Raw genomic sequence first — 20,180 nt, forward strand, 5'->3', positions numbered from 1 at the left:
GTCTTACCAGATCGTAAGTAATGTCCGGTCGGTGAAAGTTCAAAAAGGCGTATCGCCAAACGGCAGGCGTGACGGTGTGCAAAGCTTTCACGCTATGCTCTTAGTTACGCCGCGGCAGCCAACCATACTCTCGCAAGCCCGATATTCCAGGGTAGCAGTGCCTCATAACCCTCAACACACTGGCAGAGAGGAATCTGCTCAAGCATCTCCACATAATACCTGTAGAAGTCAGGCCGTGGAGCTTGGCAGTGCGAATCAATCTGAAGTGCAGGCACAGTGCTTTAGTGTCATTGATGGAAGTTGCGAACAGAAAATTTTTGCGAGCCATCACAAAGGACCAGATTTCCCGTCCAGTTAAATTGTTGTCTATTTCTAAATGACCTTCGTTGAGAAATACACACAGCCATTCCAATATTTCAGACAGTAATTTATAGCCTTACCCAGCGGGGTTTTGGGTAGTACTTGCGGATGGTCACTATCCAGCCAGCACTTAAAGGCAGTTATAATGGGTTTAGATTATTGCCGCCGTAATTTGTACCTCTGTATCAATGACAGATGGCTGTCTTTGGCCTTACGTTCAATACGATAGAGCTTCTTATAAATGTGCATTGTAGTGACTTGGGTTTTCAACTTCCTGTAAAGCCAGCAAACCCGCATTTACAAAACTTTTGTGATCAGCGGCATTATATTCATAGAGGATAGCTTCCTCTCCCGGAGGACCACTACCGATTTTGATGGTTATCACAAGTACCCGGCTACTTTAACTTTGTCTAATACCGGGAGCCCCCTCTTAATGGTCGCTTTTCTACAAACCCTTGAACAAGCCCCCAACCTCTACGCCAACGCAGCCTTCTCAGGCCCCCAACTCCCAGAGCCTGTCCCCTGAAAGCGACCGGCTAGTTGCGCTTACTGGGTAAGACAATGATTTATAAAGACTTTCTTGTAAAAAAGTAGTTGACTTAGGCGAAGCGCCTCTATAGTATCCGCACCCGTAACGCGCTCGTAGCTCAGCTGGATAGAGTACCTGGCTACGAACCAGGCGGTCGGAGGTTCGAATCCTCCCGAGCGCGCCATACAAATCTAGGGCTTACGTCTCACGGCGTAAGCCCTTTTTTGTTATGGCGCAAATTAAATAGGCAATCACTCAAAGCCCACACATTCAAATAGCACCACTTCACCTTCCCCAATGGTACCGGATCGATGCCTTAACCACTCCCCCAGAATCGCCTCCTGCCCCTCCCATACCGGAATTGGTTAAGTACTTATCATTAGCGAACATGAATTGCTTCCAGCGTTTTTCTAGTCTTTTGCAGGTCAGCTGGCCTTCAAGTACAGCCACTAGAACATCGCCGCTTATTGGCGTTAAAGACGATAATAATGAGAGTCTCACGATCGAAAATGCCGCCCCTGCATAGCACCGCCATTGGCCCGAGCCATAAAGGTAGCGGGCGGATTGGTTATTAAATGCTTATCAAGGCTAAGGGCAGCCTCTTTTTGTTCATTTGCTGGAGAGAGAAAGCCGCAGGTAATGCTGCGGCCATATATAGGGAGATGTTTAATAATGGCTACTACTGCATGATAGAGCCCATATTGCCACTACCAATCTGTACAACAATAGATGTCTGACCAACTCCTGTCTGGGTGGTTATATAACTATTACCGCTACCTACCTGAGATATCATTGCTGTACTAAGTGTTGCTCCAGCTTGAACAACTCCAGCCTCATTCATAGAACCTACTTGATTGACGAAGATGCTACTAGCTGTCACCCCATCTTCTTGACCAACCCCAGCCTCATTCATAGAACCTACTTGATTGACGAAGATGCTACTAGCTGTCACCCCATCCTCTTGACCAACCCCAGCCTCATTCATAGAACCTACTTGACTGACGAAGATGCTACTAGCTGTCACCCCATCCTCTTGCCCACCCTCAACTACGTTCATAGAGCCAAATTGATTGACGAAGATGCTACTTAAGGTTGCCCCCTCCTGAAAAACTGCGGTTCCGTTCATAGAGCCAAATTGATTGACGAAGATGCTACTAGCGGTCACCTCATCTTCTTGACCAACCCCAGCCTCATTCATAGAGCCCACTTGATTAAAGAAGATGTTACTTGCATTCACTTCCTCTTGAGAAACATCAGCCTCATTCATAGAGCCCACTTGATTAAAGAAGATACTGCTTGCGTTCACTTCTTCTGGTTGACTAACTTCACCCACATTCATAGAGCCCACTTGATTAAAGAAGATGCTACTTGCATTCACATCCTCTTGAGAAACCTCAGCCTCATTCATGGAGCCCACTTGATTAAGGAAGATGCTACTTGCATTCACTTCTTCTTGACTAGCCTCAGCCTCATTCATAGAGCCTACCTGATTGACGAAGATACTACTTAAGGTTGTCTCCTCCTGAATAGCCTCAGCCTCATTCATAGAGCCTAATTGATTGATTGTGGCGATACTTGCGACAACAGGCCCGCCCTCTTGCTCGATCTCAGCTTCGTTCAGTGTACCTGTTTGATATATCAATGCCGTACTCGCAATGGCGTCATCATGTTCAATAAAAGCTTCATTCATTTCGCCTATCTGATTAATACTGGCGATACTTGAAGCAACACCACCATCGTAATCAATTTCAGCCACATTCATTACACCTACCTGATTAATAATGGCAACACTTAAAATAGGTTCATCTTCCTGATCAATATCAGCTTCATTCATTGTGCCTGCTTGATTTATTATTGCCGTGCTTGTAATAGCACCATCTTGCTCAATAGAAGCATCGTTTGAAGAACCAGTCTGATTAATAGAAATAACACTAAGATGAGTATTATCCGCTTGCGAAGATGTCGCAACATTTAGCTCCCCAGTTTGCAAATGCGTGGCCACACTGCTGCTAGTGCCAGTGACTTGTGATGCCACAGAATCATTAGCTGTGCCTACTTGGGTCTGCACAATTAGATTATTTTGGGTCGTTGGGTCCACTTGATCTGCATTAGCCAAATTACCGGAACCAACCTGAGTTAATATCGACGTATTATTATCCGATAAAACATTACCACTAAATGCGACTAACATGGCTGTAGCCAGGGGGGTTAACTTTCTCATAAAAACCTTTACCGCTGTTAACATTTACTCTGAAGGTGCCATCTGCTCTAACTGATTTGAGAGTAAGTTATTCAAAACCCAATGCCTGCACTGAAATTTGTTTTGCATAATGATCCCCAGTAATAAGTTATCCATCTACCAGGAGTTATGCCAAACGTCAGGTGTTAGCAAAGATATTTAGCAATCATTAACCAGAGGCCATACAGAGCGGGGTAACAATTAATACAACCATCACTTAATTATTAACGCCTATCAACCCCAATACTGGATCAATGAGGACACTTGATACTTACAGTCAAATCCTGATTAACTGCGAAAGTAATTCTTGCCCAAAAACTGACAAATATCTTGAGATGGAATAACTAAATTAGTGAGAGGAAAGTTTGGAATTATAATGGGACAGAACGTTAAGTACGCCAAATAGGATCTAATACGAATACCGACCAAGCCAGGAGCCAACCCTCAGCAATGTCAAATTCCGGTTTCCTATGATGCACTAGCTGCCAACCCATACTTCCTCGCTATTGCCATAAACCGCTGCACTTAGAAGGCCTGGGCGGGCGAATAGGCTTACCGTGCTTCATCCACCTGGCTCCAATCATCATCCAGCTACAGATTCTCAGGGTATTTCACAAACTGTCTTTTCGGCTCAACAGCCCAATTGGCTCCACCATGGTCATGCGCCCAGGACAGAGGCACGATATGTATAACGTCAAGGTCGGAAGCTGAAGAACTATTTCGTATATAGTTCTGCGGCAGAAAAACACCGAAGAACAAAAACATCCGACTTTCATTCTATATCAATGGTGGCTACAGGCAGTATGCAATATCTAAATAAGATGTATATCGCAAGAAATTTTTATTTCGGGGCAGCCATTTAAGTAACTGCATTGTCATTAATGACGCTCTACATATTAGTGGGAATGCATTTACCAGATTACACCAGCTTGTGGCCGGCATTGAATCAATATAGCCTTGCTGGCTTTATGGTTGCTGCATTAATGGGGAAGCTGGATTGTACTGGGTTTCTTCGTCGGGTATCTATGAGCGGTAGCCACAATTGTTCATATGGGACTATGTAATATTGCGTAAACTTTACTCCTAAATATTTGGTATTTTTTTCTCATAGATAGGTGCTAAATCCATGGCTAGACTGGATATAGTCACCTTGTTTTTACCTAGAACTCCTTTTAAGCAGTAAGAGATCCTCAAGGATAAGATGCTGTCGAGGTGACCTCATCACCCACTCGGGATCGCCAAAGACGCTATCGAAATGCACAGCCAGGCGGTTTGCCACTTCGACAATACAGCTCGTCACGTGGTCGACGGTCAAAAATACCTCTTACTTAATCATTCTAATATTTAAATCTCGCAAGCCTACGAACCAAATATCCGGAGGTTCGAATCCTCCCGGGTGTGCCATACACTAAAAACCATACCGAAAGTTCCGGGACTATTTTCTTATCTGCTATCCATTCCGCAGTCTTTGCCACTATCACTATCGGAAAACCACACCAAATGTAAACTTTATTCCTAGTGATTTGACACTTGCCTCCTATGGCAACCTGGCCTCACATCAACAACACTTCCCCTACACCGATTGACCTCATCAGGATATCGCAACAAAGGTGACTACAACGGGGTTACCCATGGTGCTCCCGTGAGGTATTTGACAGAGTAAAAGTAGAGCCTGGAAATTTGCAGTCCATCGGTGACGACTTCCAATCGATGGGGAGCTTCCTCCGTAGTATTCAACCGCAACTCTAATAGCATCACTCACATCGAATCCAAGATACCCCCACCACTCCTGCCTAAAGTGTACTTATACCCGTTGACCTCAATCAAAACTGTACAACGTACTGCAAGCAAGGAAGCACACCATAAAATCAAAGATTTTAGCCTCAGCAATCGTAGTTATTACCACCAGCATGCAAGTCTTAGCGGACAGCAATACCTCTGTCATGGAGCAATCAGGCATTGGCCATATCTCCATGGCAGATCAATCTTACCCTTCAACTTCAGGCAATACGATATTTCAGACTCAAAATGGAACAAATAATTTCTCTGGTGCCACTCAGCTAAACAACACCCAGAAAAGCGTAATCAATCATATCCAAATTGGTAATAGAAATACTTCAGTGTCTTTAGAGCAGGAAAATAGTAATACAGTAACTCTGACTATCTTACAAAGCGGTGGCGGGAACCTGTTTGCGGCAATCCAACTGGATTCCCAGGACAGCGCCTTCAATTTATTACAAACTGGGAGTGACAATCAATCTTCTCTGACTCATATAGATGCAACCAGCAATCATTCAGTCCAGCTACAGCAGGGAAATCAAAACAGCTTGAACGCAACCCAGATTCAGGGCTTCAATAACAGTATAACTACCAACCAGCTTGGATCAAACAATAGCTGTACTATCAACAAGTAGTTACTACGGAATCACCCATCGCGCTCCAGGAAGCTTTAAAGCAGGGCTTCCTACTTCCTCTCTCATGAACATGATTCCCCCCACCCACCCCTTAGAAGTCTACACATTGAGATACATGACGCACTTGGTCACCAAAGGTCAAAATTCAACTTGGAAAGAAGAAAGAGCTTGACTCCGATTCCATCTATCTATATTGTGCGCCTCCTCGACGCGCTCGTAGCTCAGCTGGATAGAGTACCTGGCTACGAACCAGGCGGTCGGAGGTTCGAATCCTCCCGAGCGCGCCAGTTTATAAAGGGCCTATGTTTTCAGGATATAGGCCCTTTTTTTATTACTCGCCTAGCAAGTGAACTGCTTCCTCTTCACCTCTTCAACTCTCAATGTAAAGCAATACCCATCACTAGCGTAATTGATTCAGGGAAGCTCTGAATAATTCATTTACACCTCCTTTTGCTTTCAGAAGAGGCACAGCTTTGTAAGGATATCTAGGGTCTTCAAAAGCCGTGTAGACCTGAGATCATAGCTTATGAAAACTGGCAACTGTCAGGTCTAACTAAAATAATTGCAGCCAGTTAAGGCATGAGGGCTCTGCTGTACAGGCTGTATTCAGTAGCCAGATATTACTTGAGCTACAGCCACCTGGATCGAAGTCATCCCATAAGTCAAATTCAAAGTTGCCCTGAGAGAGGTTGTTTATAATTCCATTATTAGCACTTTCCTCTCCATTAAATACAATTCCGCCTGGGTTTGACACTGGGTTCGTGCCGTTTCCTAAGGTAGAGTTAACCGTGTTATCGGAGGCATTTATACCAGAGTCTCCTATTTGTATTTCTGTCTTCCTATTCTTTTCTACTAAGTTCTGAATAAGTGCATTGTGCTCTCCATAAACTCTGACTCCACTTTCAGCATCATTCTTTGAAATATTGTTTGTTACTACAGTATTGTAGCTCGTGATATCTACCCCTTAACCTCCATTAATTACAGAGTAATTTGCTAAGAAAAAATATTGTCTCTTGCTGTTTTTATACCCTCACCTTCAGCTCTTGCAGTATAATTTCCTTGAATTTCTGTGTTGTTTTCGTCCACATCTATTCCATCGCTAAGTTCAACTCCTACAGCGCGGCTATTGAGGCTTGATCCTACTCACTAACGACGGACACTCTCTTAAGCGATAAACTACGTAGCAGAGATGCCCTATGACAAGATCAAGTAAATCAACTAAAACCACTCGTAAATAATACTCTGAGGTGTACAAACAAGATACCCTGGCACTGGTAACCAAGGTAGGTGTAAGCGAAGTGAAAAAGTTAACTGCCCAAGTGAGACTACAGGCCCCTTTTTAATTTTCTAGAGGCCTTTCAGTGTGCATTCGATTAAAATTCCAGGCCTAATCCAGGCAAGAAGGATCTGCTGTGTCAAAAAAATTACCAGTCCAAATGTTGCTTCCTGTGCAATCAGGGTCAATTCTGTCTACCAAATCAAAAGGTGTATTTCCATTTGCAACATTGCCTGAAATAACATTATTCGATGATGAAAGGCTAGTGATTACAATTCCTCCTGAGTCTGCTGAAACTCCATCACCATTACCAATTACTATATTTTGAGAAATGTAATTATTGGATGAAGCCTGCATTTCTATACCTGCACGACCACTTCCCGTAACATAATTTAGGGTTACTGTGCCAAAGTCGTTGTCAGCTTCAATACCATCACGACCGCTGAACTCAATATAGTTGTTAGTAACTCTATTAAAATCGCCCTGCATATCAATCCCATCTTCCCCGTTATGGCTAATATAGTTATTTATTGCAAAATTTTGATCGCTCCGCAAATCTATCCCATCCTCTAGATTATTTTCTATCTTCATATCATCTATTGTGTGAAGACCGATCCCTACAACGAAAACTCCGTAGTTACAATTACTAATTGCACCCTTAGATAATAGCGAAGATATTCCCTCTATTCGAACGCCAGCAGAGTCTGAAAATACAGGTATATTGTCCAAAATACACATTAAAGAATGACCGTTCATCACTAAACTGCCTGTGGGGCCAACTATTGTTAAGGCATTTAGGTTATTGGCGTCCAAAGTGCACACAAGATCTTCCGTCAAGATTGTGGGTGTAATTATCGTATCTCCACAGCTTACCGAAAAGGCAAGGGGCGATAGGGTTATACCAAAAATAGGAAGAGTGAAGTATAAAGCTCTGATGGTTTCCATATAAATTTCCTTGTCAGTTAAGACTGCTTTTATATGCTTCCTGCGACTAATATATTTATTCAGTAATAGTACTGCCGCAATAAGCAGCTACTTGGACACTATGCAATACCCTAAAAGCAAATCAAAATAATTTGTTGAAGTATTTAGGCAGCTTTTTAGTTCCTTGGTTTATATTGGATGCATCCTTCTACCTTTTTGGTCTTTTGTGTCGCGACTTGATTTGCAAGCTACTTTACTGGGCCGCAGGTGACCACTCAAGTTAGGGCAAGGTGTGCAATTTCTTATCTACCCATAATATCAGAAGTGAAATTCTTCAATGTAAAGTTTACACTAGATGGGTAAATGCTTATCTATTTATATGTAAAATTAATAACCGCCAAACATCTAAAGCCATTAGGGTAAACCAACTGATACGAAATATCGATTATCACGCGATGCACATTCCGCCCACCATCCTCTAATTATTTTAGGTGATAGTATTTCACAGAAAAGAAAAACTATTTGAGAATTCATAAACTATGACACAAGAAGTTAGAAACCTGCGTCCGGATCATCAATTTAAATATTTATGGAAAACTCTTTTCAAGCTTATATTTTTGAGATAAAAAGAATATTGCAAGTATTGAGTGCTAGAGCCACTCTTAATGACTCACTCAATATATCATTCAATTGAAAATATATTGATAAGCTTTTAGATTCTTTCTAAATATAGGCATTTGACTATAGACTTACTTGCCGTGATACTTTTTAATCTGCTTAGGACCTGTTAACACTGATTTAACTACTCTACCGAAGGGAATTTTTTCAACAAGGCCGAAGGAGTACAGAATAGCCATTCCGTGCAAGTGACTGATAGCACAGATGACTAAGACATTGCAGGTTACGGTTATAGTAGCGTTATTTGTTACTTATTTGGAATAACTAAACTATACCCCTCGTGTCTTGCTTGGCGTACTTACAGCCATAATAATATCGATCAACTCAGTGTTGATAGGCCCGAGGAAACCACATATCAATTGATACTCTTTAATAGTGAGGGCCTAAGCACCCTGACTATTTAAAAAGGAACTTGTCATGAAGAGCAACACGCTGAACCTACCTGGACCAATTATCGCTTTATTCTTGTTGATATCAGTATTTTTCACTTCCACTCAAGCACTAGCAGTTGAATGCGGCGCCACTATTGTCAGTCCCACTATTCTCACACAAGATCTCAACTGTGAGTTAACAGAGGAAAACCCTATCGCCTTAACCGTAATGGGGCCATTCGGCAGTCTGACAATAGAGGATGCTGAAATTTTATGTTCAATTCAGGCCCCACTTGCCAGTGAAACATTTGGCGTAGTTCTAAAGGGAATCAACGCTAGTGTATCAGGAGGAAAGATCTCCAATTGTGAGAATGGTGTTTCTGCTGAGGGGCAAGGAAGTCACTCGATTTCCAGTATTGAGATTGTCAACTTTAACCGAGACGGTATACGCCTGGCCAGCAATCGTAATACGGTTTCGAATGTAATGCTTACAGGGCTTGCCGGCTCAGGCTTAGCGGACGGCATTTCTGTGCAGGGGAATAACAATAGTATTTCCAACTGCATAGTTGGCGGCAATGGTGACGAAGGAATAGAAATCCTGGGAGATTACACCAATATTACCTTCTGCCATATCTCTGGATATGAAGAAGAGGGTATAGAAGTAAACGGAGATTACTCCAACATCACTCAAAATGTTATTCAAAATAATATTGATCGTGGAGTAACAATTAACGGCAACTTTACCACTGTGGGGCAAAACATTATCAGGTTTAACGGGGAAATAGGTGTTGACATTCGCAACACTCTGGGCAGCAGAATCACTTCCAACACCATACTTGAAAATGGATCACAGCTTTCAGCGGAATTTGGCGGAATTGTCATTACAGGCGACGAGGCTGCTGGGAATCAGATTATTGGAAACACAGTTTTCAACAACGAACAATTTGATTTATCCGACCCTTTTGATCCCGATTGCACAGGAAGCAATATTTGGGAAGGAAATCAGTTTGGAAGTGCCAACCCAGGATGTCTAAATTAATACTTGCAAAGCATTATTATACCGGGGAACGAAGAGGCCAACTCTTCTTTGCTCGGTATAATCTTCTTAAGAAGCTAACCATTTCTACCCTGGGGGCCTAAGAACTTGCCAGTTCCTGCAGAATATCAACGTTCCCGCGATAAATTCTATGAGTATCTTATCGATGCACGGAATAAAGCCAACCTCTGGAGCACCCATGTTACTTTCACAATGACTCAAGGTGTCTTTCAAGTATTCCGACGCCGCCTATCCCTGGCGGATGCAATCAGGTTCTCCCAAACCCTTCCTCCATGCCTGCGCGCTCTCTTTATTGAACAGTGGGATGTCACAGAAAAGAAAAAACCATTTGCAGATTTACAGACTATGACGCAGGAGGTCAGGAACCTTCGCCCGGATCATAACTTTTCCACTGACACCGCTATCCAGGATGTTGCCTGGGCGCTAAGAAAGCATGTTAATGAAGAAGTGTTCGATCGAATGCTGGACACCTTACCAGCGGAGGCAAAAGCATTTTGGTCGGTCAAAAGCGAATGATATATCCTGGTGCAAGTATAGCCAAACAAATTTACTCAGATCTTTATACCCTCCTCAACATCTTTTGCATTCACCACCCAGGATATCTATTGATCGCGGGGAAGTTTTTTTACTAACGCTTCTACTCCAGAATACCATTCAAGTGCTTAAGTGAAGGAGACCTTAGCAGCAACGCTGAATATAGAGTTGCATACTGAATATTTACTTCCAAGATTCGATGAAAACACTATGACCAGAAAAGTACTGATCAGTCTATTTTTTTTAGGCGCTCTCTATATCACGATTGCATATATCTATAATACTCAGTTCACTCAGACAGCCATATTTGATAGGACATCTGTGACTGAAGAGTTTATAAAAAGCACGGAAGATATCAAAAAAAAAGATACGGTTAACATTCTGATTATTGAAGGAGGCGGGGTCCGCGGGCTTATTCCTCTATATATCATCCAGTACCTGGAGTCCCGCCTTGGCAAGCCAATTAGCGAGCTGTTCGACGTATATAGTGGTGTTTCCACTGGAGCAGCAATCGCCAGCGGAATTAACGTTCCCTTCGAGTCTATCCCCGAATACCGCGGTGGTGACCTAACAGCCACAGAGTACATGATTAAAGTCTATCAAGAGGATACCGATTACGTGTTTTCATCTCCCTGGTACCACAAGCTACTTACTGCTGGAGGTTTGTTTTCTCCTTCTTTTCTCGGTGATCGTCTACACAAGACTCTGGTCAAGCATTACTCCAAAAACCTGCCGTTTACCGAACTAAAAAACTACGTCATTATTCCCGCCCTGGATGTACACAGTGGGAAGATTCACCTGTTTAAAAATCGAGGGGCTTCGGTCACCGATCTGCCAACCAACACCACATACCAGCTGGTTACAGCTTCTGTAAGTGCTGAGACAGCGTTTCCACCAGTGATATTCAGGGCAGCTGACGGGGAGACAAAACACCGTTTTTTCGCTGATGCCGGTATGGCCATTAATAACCCTACCAGCTTAATTCTGCTGGATATCATTAAAGAATTCCCTGGTAAAAATTACTATTTTCTGATCCTGGGTGCTGGCAACCCACCTCTCGCGGGTGCCAAAATCAGCTATGACCAAATAAAAAACTGGGGACGTTTACGCTGGCTGAGGGACGCTTTCTCCAATATTCAGATATCCATGGATCACCAGCAAATTTTTACACTGGAAATTGCCAAATCTCTCTCATCCAAGGGTCGCATCGAATATGATTATCTCGATATAGATATTGCCGAACCTTTTGTTGGCATCTTTGATGCCCACTCTAAAGAGCACCTAAGAGCCTATGCCGACCAGCTTATTGAAGATAACCGTCCAACTTTAGAGAGAATTATTAAACATTTACAACAGCAGAACCAATAAACTTCTTCTGTCTTTTTTTGCCACCCTTGTTACACAAGCAATTTTCTACTCTGGAAATCTAAGCGGCCTTTTTTATCCCCGCCCGCCGTTTTATACGCAATCCCAACTAGACTATTCTTTATTAAGACAGGACTTCCACTAACCGGCCTATGCTTATTCACTGCGATCACTGCTGCCAAAGTTGGGAGATCAAAGATTCTGCGATGATAGAAATAGAGGTAATCTTTCGGGCTTTTCCCGGCAATAGAGTCAGTGCGAAGCTGGTTAAAAAGCTCTATTCCTCTATTGGCCTGCCCAGTATGATTTCTGCCAAGCAACTGGCTATCCATAAGACCCACATAGCCGGTTTCTGCTTTCACTGCCACACGCGATTAAAGCCCACCCCCACACCAGTCCTGAATTGCGACACCTGCGGTGCACTCAATATCAATATTTTACATGGAAATCCTGATGCTGCTGCCTGCCCGTTAGACCTTCACTAGCGGCAAGGCTTGCCATTGCGTGGTGTAGGCCGGTGACCGATAAGCCTGACGCATCTTCCACTGCTTATGCACACCTTCAGCACCCAGAAACAAAGTGCCACGTCCGAAACGCTGGTTAGCCCTATCGAGGACCTGCATCATCACACCTGCGCGTGATGGCTGTCCGGCGGTGAATAAATCACCCTGCCCCAAGGCCCTGGGTACCATCTCTACCAGTCCCACTCCGGCCTTCATAAAGCGATGGCCCGGGTGATAGAGCTCTTGAATAGCCCGCTTTGCCAAAGTGGCGATCAGCCGAGTGTCATCCGTGGGATAGGGACACCGCACCACAGTACTACGACTATAGTAATTGGGCTCATGAGGAGATGTATGCAGGAATATATGAATCGCTGTGACCAAGCTCTCCTGCGCGCGCAACTTCTCCGCAGCCCGGCTGGCATAGAGCGTGGTAGCCTGTAACAGTGGCTGCAGTTCGGTGAGCTTCTCCCCAAATGAGCGAGTGCAATAAATCTGCTTCTTGGCTGGAGGTTGCTCCTCCAGGCTGAAACAGGGAGTACCATTCAACTCCTCGATAGTTCTCTCAATATTGATATTGGTGCGTTTGCGCAAGACTTTGGGGTTGGCCTGGGCCAGATCATAGGCGGTTTCAATACCAAACTCCTGCAACCGCTTTGCCAGGCGCCTACCAACGCCCCACACTTTGTCGACGAGCATTCGCCTCTGCAGCCACTGCCATCGCGGTGGGCTATCCAAAACACAGACCCCTCGACATTTTGTGATCTTCTTCGCTGCCCTATTCGCCAGCTTGGCCAGTGTCTTACTGGGGGCAATCCCCACTCCCACCGGCATGCGCACATCCCGCCACAAGGTTTGACGTATACACTGCCCATACTCGGCCCAATCCTTTTGCAGGCCTTTCAGGTTGAGGAACATTTCATCAATGCTATACACCTCCACCTCGGGACTGAAGTCCCGCAGGGTTGTCATTACCCGGTGGGAGATATCGCCATAGAGCGGATAGTTACTGGAAAAAATCGCAACATTGTGCCGCCTCAATAGAGGCTCAATCTTGAAAAAGGGCTCCAGGTCACCGATACCCAATAGCTTGGCCTCTTTGGAGCGCGCCACTACAAAACCATCGTTGTTTGACAGCACTACTACCGGCCTGCCTCGCAGGTCCGGGCGGAATATTTGTTCACAACTGGCATAACAACTATTGCAATCTACCAGTGCCAGCATTCAGCAGGGCCGGTGGTATCGAATAGAGGCCTTCACGACCCCCTCAACCACAAGCTCCTGGCCCTCCCTGATAGGTATTGGCGGGTAGCTGTCATTGGCAGAGAGCAGGCGCCCCCGGTATCGATCAAGCACTTTGCAAGCGAGCTGCCCGTCCAGGGCAACCACCACAACATCCCCCTGAGCCGGCTCCAGCGAGCGATCAACCACAAGAAGGTCGCGGTCGAAAATACCCAATCCCTGCATGGAGTCTCCATTGGCACGTGCCATAAAAGTGGCGGCGGGCCGGGTGATGAGATGCTGATCGAGACTCAGCGAGTCCTCCCTGTGATCATCCGCGGGAGATGGGAAGCCTGCGGCAACGCCGTGGCCGTAAAATGGGGTCAGTTTCATAAGGGAACACCGTCACTGTATATCCATACAGTTTAGAGCCTGAAAAGTGGCGCCGGCAAGGGAATTGGGTGACCATAGGGCCAGGAAGCGCTCACTGACAACTTGCACCGGGCACTGTGGGCCAATCTAAAGCCGTATCTTATGCTTCGATCCACTTGGCAGCCTGGCCCACTGGAACTATGATCCGCCCCCATAGGCAGAGACCGGGGCCCAATTACTCCTGCCACCGCCCCCTTAAAAAGACAGCCTGGCGCCCAGGCCAGTTGGCTCCGACACAGTATGAGATAGCACGTATGAATTTATTAATAGCTGCACTGATTGTGGCCTCTTACTTTATTTGCATGAGACTAAGCTCTTCGGCTATCCGGAGATTTGGCAGCGCCAGGGCGGTCAAGCTCTACCGCCTGAAATATATTTCAAAAACTATAAGCATTGCGCTACTACTATTTCATCTGGCCTTACTGATTAGCGCACTCGGGTTTGAGTATACCCAGATCACCATCTTTCTCTCCTCGGTATTCGCCGTAATCGGCGTAGCGCTGTTTGCTCAGTGGTCGATACTCAGCAATATTACCGCCAGCCTTATTATTTTCTTTGGCTTTCCCTACCGGGTTGGCGACAGTATCCGAGTCATGGATAAGGATGATGATATTTCCGGCATTATTGAGGAAATTACTCTCTTCCATGTCCTGATCAGAAAGGGAGAGGAGCTAATCACCTATCCGAACACCTTAATTCTTCAGAAAGGCGTGATTAAAAACCCACAGAAGAACAAAGCTGAGAATGAAAAAGCTCAAACGAAAACAAGCCCGGCAGAGGCACAGGAAGGTCCCACCAGTTAGTACGCCTCATTCAGCCAAAGAGGGTCAGGGTACAAATTGCCCGCCCCTCTCGCCAACCCGATATCCGAGTCCGCCCTTCATTTAGTGCCAGATAGATCTCGCATCAAGTTGATTCAATAGTCTCAATAGTTAAAAATGCGCATGATTCAGTAAAATTGGCTTTAAGGGACTACATGACCGACACCCTGAAAGATATACTCCACTTTATCCAAGAGATGGGCCTGAAAAATGGCCTGTTTGTCGTGTTTTTCATCTTTGCGCACTATTTACTTTTCTGGATGTACAGCGGACGACTGAAAGATCGCCAAGTTGAAATTGATCGACTAGCGGCAGATAATAGAGAGTATCGAGACAGGTTCCTGAAGCTGATGGATAACGCCTTCTCCTATTCCCCGCCCACCAGAAAAGTGGCATCGAGAAAGCCAGTTAATGAAAAGGAGTTTGAGTAGTGCTCTATATACTGTTAGCAGTTGCTCTTTTCTTCATTTCAATCCAGATATACCAGCTTTGGGAGATGAGAAAGCACGACCAACACTTATTTGAGTTTTGTCAGCTGAGGAGAGATACCCTCACGTATCTCTCCAACTCCTATGAGACTCTCTCCAGAACAGATTATATCGCTCTCAGAAAAATCAATGATGCGCTAAGCACTATCATTGCCGGATACAAGGAACACAGAACCGTTGTATTTAATTTTCGTTTGTTTGTAGTATATCTGGATGAGTTGAAGGCCTTCGAAAAGAAGGCCGAAAAGATCTCCACCAATAACAAAGAAATACAGAGCCTACTAAGCAGAATACACAGCTCTATCTTTAAGGCATTCCTGGCATTCACTCCCCACCTCAAATCAGAACTTGCCTTTTCCCTCGTTATGAAACTGAGCTCACTTGGAGTTAAAGCCGGGGTAAACTCTCTGAAGGACTACCTAAAGAGCCTCAAGGAAGCCAAAACGATGGTCAATACCTTTAAAAGATCATCCTCCCCCTGCTAGCACCCGCAAGTATCAAAATGGGGGCCCAGCCCCCTCCACTTACCCATATGATCCCCCCACCCGGTCCAAAGCAGACAAATAACTGTGATCCTCTAGCCCCAACTCAGCAATTTTGATCAAGTCCTGCCACTCCAGCCGATATAGTATGTCTTCAGCAAAGGGGAAAAGGCGAACATGGGTGGTTACCGGCAACGATTTATACAAGTATTGGCATATATCGAAGTCAATCTCGACTCTGAGCTGGATATCGATAAGCTCTGCCAACTCACCCACCTGTCCAAGTACCACTTCCACCGGCAGTGCTCGGCATACTTTGGCGTATCCGTAATGACAGCTGTCAGACTATTGAGGCTCAAACGAGCAGCCTACCACCTGGCTTACCGGGCAGACAAAAAGATCGTCGATATAGCCCTGGAAAATGGCTATGAAAGCCATGAAGCATTCTCCCGCTCATTCAAAAAGCACTTTGGGCAAAGCCCCTCCAAATTCAGGCAAAAACCAAACTGGGATACCTGGAACACACACTATGCACCGATACTGGTATTGAGGAATCAGGCAATGAGCGGCAAGACAAATTTCGAAGTGACTATTTCAGACTTCCCTGAGACCCTGGTAGCCGCTCTGGCGCACAAAGGTTCACCCAACCGGCTTAGTACAACCATCAGAACGTTCATTGAGTGGAGAAAGGCACACAAGCTCTCGCCAGATGTGAGCAGGACATTCAATCTTGCCTATAGCGACCCGACCACAACATCGCCGGGCGAATTCCGCTTTGATATCTGCTGCTCAATCCCTTCTCCCATCAGCGGCAACGATCACGGTATCAAAAACAAAACCATTCCTGCTGGTAAGTGTGCTGTAATCAGGCATGTAGGGAGCGATGACTCCATTGGCATAGCAGTGAAATATCTGTATTCAAATTGGCTGGAAACATCCAGTTTCAAGTTGCGAGACTTTCCGGTTTTTTTCGAAAGGGTAAAATTCTTTCCCGAAGAAAATGAGAGCGAAATGGTCACAGATATCTATTTACCAATAGAGTAATCGACTATCAGGTAGAAAAGAATGGTCATTCATCTATACCACTTTCGCTTTTCCTTGTTTGAAGCGGGCCTTATCTGGCTCATTATTGGTGATTTTCTCCCCGCCTACCAATTAATGACCACTTAGGTATTTTTAGCTGTGCACAGCCCTGGAAACTATTAAGCCAGCGCACTTGGACTGGCAAGTCTCAAAAAAAACCATCAAAATCTGGTTAAACTCGAACTGCTGGCCAGTATCCCCCTGGCTCACCTCGCCAAATAAATTAGAAATAAAGAGTTCCCGCTTTATTAGATCAATTACTACACCTTTACATAAACTATATGCTTACACATATTCTACAAACTCAATATGCTTATGGTAAAGGTATAGAGGTTGATTGATACTATGGTGGCCAGGAGGTTCTTAATACTATTTACCCTGATCATATTGGCATTTGGCACTATTGCCTATGTATATAATAATCACCTTATCCAAGCAATTACCTTTAATAGCACTCCTGTCTCAGAAGAATTTATTGTTGACAGTCAGTATTTGAAAGAAAAGGAAACGATCAATATCCTTGTTATTGATGGTGGTGGCATACGCGGAATGATTCCTCTATATGTACTGCAACACATTGAACAAAAAACCGGCAAGCCAATCGATGAATTGTTTGATATCTTCGCTGGAGTATCAACTGGTGCGATTATTTCTACAGGGCTAAACATTCCCAGCGAAAAACTTCACAAGCAATATGGTGATTACAAGTCAAAAACAGATCTGTTAATCCAGCTGTATATATCACAGAGTAAATATCTGTTTTCGAACCCTTGGTACCACAAGCTACTAACTGGAGCCGGACTGTTTTCACCGAGGTTTCTTGGCGATCGCTTACATGACGTTATGCAGGACCATTACGGTAATGATCTCACCTTCACCGAGCTGGAAAACTACGTAATTATACCTACGCTAGACATCCATACCGGCAAACTGCATTTATTTAAAAATCGGGGCAAAGAAATTACTAATTTACCCTCAAATAAGCTTTATCAATTGGTTACAGCAGCTACCAGTGCAGAAACTATATTTCCTCCTGTGGATTTTATGACCTCAGATAAAGACATTCGCCAGCGCTATTTTGCCGATGCAGGAATAGCCGCAAACAACCCCACAAGCTTGGTACTTCGAAACGTGATTGAGGAATTTCCAGATAAAAAATACTATATCCTAATCCTTGGCGCCGGCACCTCCCCGCTAAGCAGCGTCACCACCACCTACGGACAACTGAAAAATTGGGGACAGATGCGCTGGATTCAAGACATAATTACAAGCGTGCAGAGATCTATGGATAAGCAACAAGTATACACCCTGCAAATTGCTAAGATGCTAGCGCCCAAAGGAAAGATCGAATACGATTATTTGAACATAAAAGTTACAGATCCCGAAGTTGACATGTTCGATTATAAAGCGATCGACTCCCTTAAAATCCACGCCGATAGATTGATCAATGAGAATAGCTCGAAGATCGATATGGTTATTAAGCACCTGGAACAGGAGAAAAACTAAAGGTAGCAGGCCCCAATCAGAAAAGAAGACTTCATCATAAACACAGCTGGAATTCAGAAGATATTAATCTCACCTCCTTAATTACAAAAACATCTTAAGCCTCTTTGCCCCTTCACCTGAACAACATTATTGTTCAAAATCAGGTCGACACAAAAGAAGCTCCTCTAATGACTACAAAGTCTATGAAGCGATTTACTCTAATACTATTAACAGCAATAACAATCATAATTACTCCAGCACTAGCCTGGACAGAAACTATCTATGAACGAGAGGTGGTCAGCCGCTGTGTAAATACTTGTAGAGATGTCTACCATAAGTGCATTCGCGATAATGAGAGAGATCAAAATATCTGCGTTGAAAACCAAAGCCACTGCGACATTGTGTGCCGTGAAGGTAACAGGGTAGATTTTTACTTCGATAAGTTTGATTCTGAATACCCCTCCGGGTATGACAACTATGACTATTAACCGTCAGGACTCTCAGACTTAAACCACTCGCTGACCAGAAATCTCATCCAGGATTGGCCCTGGCAGAAATTAATAAATCCCTGCCGGCAACTACTCATGTCAAAATTCTATCTACTGTGATCGATTCAACATAACTGTTAACTGGCGCTTTTGTATCAGCAAGACATTCAATGGATATTGGAATTAAGCATCAACCAGCTGGATAGTGTAATAAGGCGTAGTAACAACAATATGTTAACGTGATAACCTATGCAGACTATTATTTAATATAGTTCATGGTTAATTTATTAAACTAAAATTTGTACCAGGTAGACATAAATAATGGGTAAAAATCGATGAAAAATAATCCACACATCACTCCAGCATCAAATACCAGCACAATTGGGGAAAATCATTCGGCGAAAGCAGGTGCGACTCTCACTATATTTGCTTGGCTAGCTGTGACACTAGCTTTTACCGCATCTTTTCTCGGCCAATTCCTAAAAACAGGCAATATTGCTGTTGGTATAGGCGGCGGTCTAGCGCCCATTATTATGGGAATAATAATTGTTGCCATTTTCCAAATTGGAAAGCCTTTTAGAAACTCAAAATCTCGTTGCAAAATACTTCTTTGGACTCAAATTGTGCTTATGCTGGGTAGTATTTCCAACTTGATATCTTACTTCTCGCGAGGCTATTAAGGATACTTTAAGATATGATACCCGAACTACCACAAAGTATTTCCTTAAAATATCTACCGGTTAACGGGTATCTTATTTTAGCCTTCAGTGAAAAATCATATCCAATATTTTTACTGTACAACCCCCGTCAACATAGACCTATAAATCTGACTCAATTTTCAGCCTGACCAGACTCTGCCCGCGGGTTGAAAATCATCCTCCCCCCAATTAAGAAAACATCCTCCATACCTCCTAAATAAATCAACCAGGATTAGAAGCAAGTCAAAAGTTGATGTCAATTCAGGTCAGTTTTATATTATAGAAAGAAACTTAACGGGGACTTTAAGAGGCTTATGCAGGCCACACGAACAGCAACATATCGCCATAGGTGTGGCAGGTCATACGGAAAAGATAAATTTATTATTCATTAACTACCATGTGAGGGGGAGACCAATTTCAACCCAACTATCCCAGACACAATGAGTAGAAGGCACAGTATTCTCATCAGTTCTCGTGACTCACCAAATAGCAACATACCTAATATTGCGACACCTACAGCCCCAATACCTGTCCACACCGCATATGCTGTACCAACTGGAATTGATTTCATCGCAATTGATAGCAGCCAAAAACTGATTGCCATCGCTGAGACAGTCAGAAGGGAGGGTATAGGCTTTGTAAAGCCTTCCGTATATTTAAGCCCAATTGCCCAACCACACTCAAATATACCGGCCACCACCAAGTAAAGCCATGCCATATTTCATATCCTACTTA

The 20,180-nt window shown here is 44.1% G+C and carries 18 protein-coding genes, 2 tRNA genes and 1 pseudogene; 13 read left to right on the forward strand and 8 right to left on the reverse strand.

Going from position 1 to position 20,180, the window contains the following annotated elements; genetic code table 11:
- Positions 1–100: 100 nt before the first annotated feature.
- Positions 101–507: pseudogene (locus GL2_RS20450) on the reverse strand (transposase).
- 88 nt (positions 508–595) lie between these two features.
- The gene (locus GL2_RS21590; protein ID WP_172621223.1) at positions 596–745 is read right to left on the reverse strand and encodes a hypothetical protein; all 150 of its coding nucleotides are present in this window, start codon (positions 743–745) and stop codon (positions 596–598) included.
- A 251-nt stretch (positions 746–996) separates the two neighbouring features.
- Here GL2_RS21590 and GL2_RS20460 point away from each other — a divergent pair.
- Positions 997–1,073: transfer RNA gene (locus GL2_RS20460), tRNA-Arg, on the forward strand.
- A 495-nt stretch (positions 1,074–1,568) separates the two neighbouring features.
- Here GL2_RS20460 and GL2_RS20470 read toward each other — a convergent pair.
- Complete coding sequence (locus GL2_RS20470) at positions 1,569–3,134, reverse strand: hypothetical protein (protein ID WP_143732577.1); 1,566 nt, start codon at positions 3,132–3,134, stop codon at positions 1,569–1,571.
- A 1,937-nt stretch (positions 3,135–5,071) separates the two neighbouring features.
- Between GL2_RS20470 and GL2_RS20480 the strand changes: the two genes are divergently transcribed.
- Together GL2_RS20480 and GL2_RS20485 are read left to right on the forward strand one after the other, a co-directional pair.
- Positions 5,072–5,542, forward strand: a complete 471-nt coding sequence (locus GL2_RS20480; protein ID WP_143732578.1) for a hypothetical protein — start codon at positions 5,072–5,074, stop codon at positions 5,540–5,542.
- Positions 5,543–5,752: 210 nt separating this feature from the next.
- Positions 5,753–5,829, forward strand: a tRNA-Arg gene (locus GL2_RS20485).
- Between the two features lie 1,100 nt (positions 5,830–6,929).
- Here GL2_RS20485 and GL2_RS20490 read toward each other — a convergent pair.
- Complete coding sequence (locus GL2_RS20490; RefSeq protein WP_143732579.1) at positions 6,930–7,763, reverse strand: right-handed parallel beta-helix repeat-containing protein; 834 nt, start codon at positions 7,761–7,763, stop codon at positions 6,930–6,932.
- A gap of 1,074 nt (positions 7,764–8,837) precedes the next feature.
- Here GL2_RS20490 and GL2_RS20495 point away from each other — a divergent pair.
- The 3 genes from GL2_RS20495 to GL2_RS20505 all read left to right on the forward strand — a co-directional run bounded on the left by GL2_RS20495 (position 8,838) and on the right by GL2_RS20505 (position 11,750).
- Complete coding sequence (locus tag GL2_RS20495; protein WP_143732580.1) at positions 8,838–9,830, forward strand: right-handed parallel beta-helix repeat-containing protein; 993 nt, start codon at positions 8,838–8,840, stop codon at positions 9,828–9,830.
- A 105-nt stretch (positions 9,831–9,935) separates the two neighbouring features.
- Positions 9,936–10,364 (forward strand): DUF2267 domain-containing protein, encoded by a 429-nt coding sequence (locus tag GL2_RS20500; RefSeq protein ID WP_143732581.1) that lies wholly within the window; start codon positions 9,936–9,938, stop codon positions 10,362–10,364.
- A 228-nt stretch (positions 10,365–10,592) separates the two neighbouring features.
- Positions 10,593–11,750, forward strand: coding sequence for a patatin-like phospholipase family protein (locus GL2_RS20505; RefSeq protein ID WP_143732582.1), 1,158 nt, complete (start codon positions 10,593–10,595; stop codon positions 11,748–11,750).
- A gap of 29 nt (positions 11,751–11,779) precedes the next feature.
- On the opposite strand, the gene GL2_RS20510 is transcribed toward GL2_RS20505, so the two are convergent.
- From GL2_RS20510 to GL2_RS20520, 3 genes are all read right to left on the reverse strand, one after another.
- Positions 11,780–12,115 carry a hypothetical protein gene (locus tag GL2_RS20510; protein WP_143732583.1) on the reverse strand — a complete coding sequence of 112 codons (336 nt, stop codon included), beginning with the start codon at positions 12,113–12,115 and terminating at the stop codon, positions 11,780–11,782.
- 102 nt (positions 12,116–12,217) lie between these two features.
- The gene (locus GL2_RS20515) at positions 12,218–13,471 is read right to left on the reverse strand and encodes a Y-family DNA polymerase (RefSeq protein WP_143732584.1); all 1,254 of its coding nucleotides are present in this window, start codon (positions 13,469–13,471) and stop codon (positions 12,218–12,220) included.
- Positions 13,472–13,861 carry a LexA family transcriptional regulator gene (locus GL2_RS20520; protein WP_143732585.1) on the reverse strand — a complete coding sequence of 130 codons (390 nt, stop codon included), beginning with the start codon at positions 13,859–13,861 and terminating at the stop codon, positions 13,472–13,474.
- A 293-nt stretch (positions 13,862–14,154) separates the two neighbouring features.
- Here GL2_RS20520 and GL2_RS20525 point away from each other — a divergent pair, with 293 nt between their 5' ends.
- The 7 genes from GL2_RS20525 (at position 14,155) to GL2_RS20555 (ending at position 19,427) form a co-directional block, all read left to right on the forward strand.
- Positions 14,155–14,703 carry a mechanosensitive ion channel domain-containing protein gene (locus tag GL2_RS20525; RefSeq protein ID WP_143732586.1) on the forward strand — a complete coding sequence of 183 codons (549 nt, stop codon included), beginning with the start codon at positions 14,155–14,157 and terminating at the stop codon, positions 14,701–14,703.
- A 173-nt stretch (positions 14,704–14,876) separates the two neighbouring features.
- Positions 14,877–15,152, forward strand: coding sequence for a hypothetical protein (locus tag GL2_RS20530; protein ID WP_143732587.1), 276 nt, complete (start codon positions 14,877–14,879; stop codon positions 15,150–15,152).
- Positions 15,152–15,694 carry a hypothetical protein gene (locus tag GL2_RS20535; RefSeq protein WP_143732588.1) on the forward strand — a complete coding sequence of 181 codons (543 nt, stop codon included), beginning with the start codon at positions 15,152–15,154 and terminating at the stop codon, positions 15,692–15,694. The genes GL2_RS20530 and GL2_RS20535 overlap by 1 nt, the downstream gene beginning before the upstream one ends.
- Positions 15,695–15,868: 174 nt before the next feature.
- A complete protein-coding gene (locus GL2_RS20540) occupies positions 15,869–16,735 on the forward strand; it encodes a GyrI-like domain-containing protein (protein ID WP_143732589.1) in 867 nt (288 codons plus the stop codon).
- Between the two features lie 372 nt (positions 16,736–17,107).
- Positions 17,108–18,280 carry a patatin-like phospholipase family protein gene (locus GL2_RS20545; RefSeq protein ID WP_232053698.1) on the forward strand — a complete coding sequence of 391 codons (1,173 nt, stop codon included), beginning with the start codon at positions 17,108–17,110 and terminating at the stop codon, positions 18,278–18,280.
- A gap of 167 nt (positions 18,281–18,447) precedes the next feature.
- Entirely contained in the window at positions 18,448–18,747 is a 300-nt protein-coding gene (locus GL2_RS20550; RefSeq protein WP_143732590.1) for a hypothetical protein, read from the forward strand.
- A gap of 335 nt (positions 18,748–19,082) precedes the next feature.
- Entirely contained in the window at positions 19,083–19,427 is a 345-nt protein-coding gene (locus GL2_RS20555) for a hypothetical protein (protein ID WP_143732591.1), read from the forward strand.
- 406 nt (positions 19,428–19,833) lie between these two features.
- Here the strand turns inward: GL2_RS20555 and sugE are convergent, their stop codons facing one another.
- The gene (sugE, locus tag GL2_RS20560) at positions 19,834–20,163 is read right to left on the reverse strand and encodes a quaternary ammonium compound efflux SMR transporter SugE (RefSeq protein ID WP_143732592.1); all 330 of its coding nucleotides are present in this window, start codon (positions 20,161–20,163) and stop codon (positions 19,834–19,836) included.
- Between the last annotated feature and the right edge of the window lie 17 nt (positions 20,164–20,180).

This window comes from Microbulbifer sp. GL-2 (assembly GCF_007183175.1).
Lineage (GTDB): Bacteria > Pseudomonadota > Gammaproteobacteria > Pseudomonadales > Cellvibrionaceae > Microbulbifer.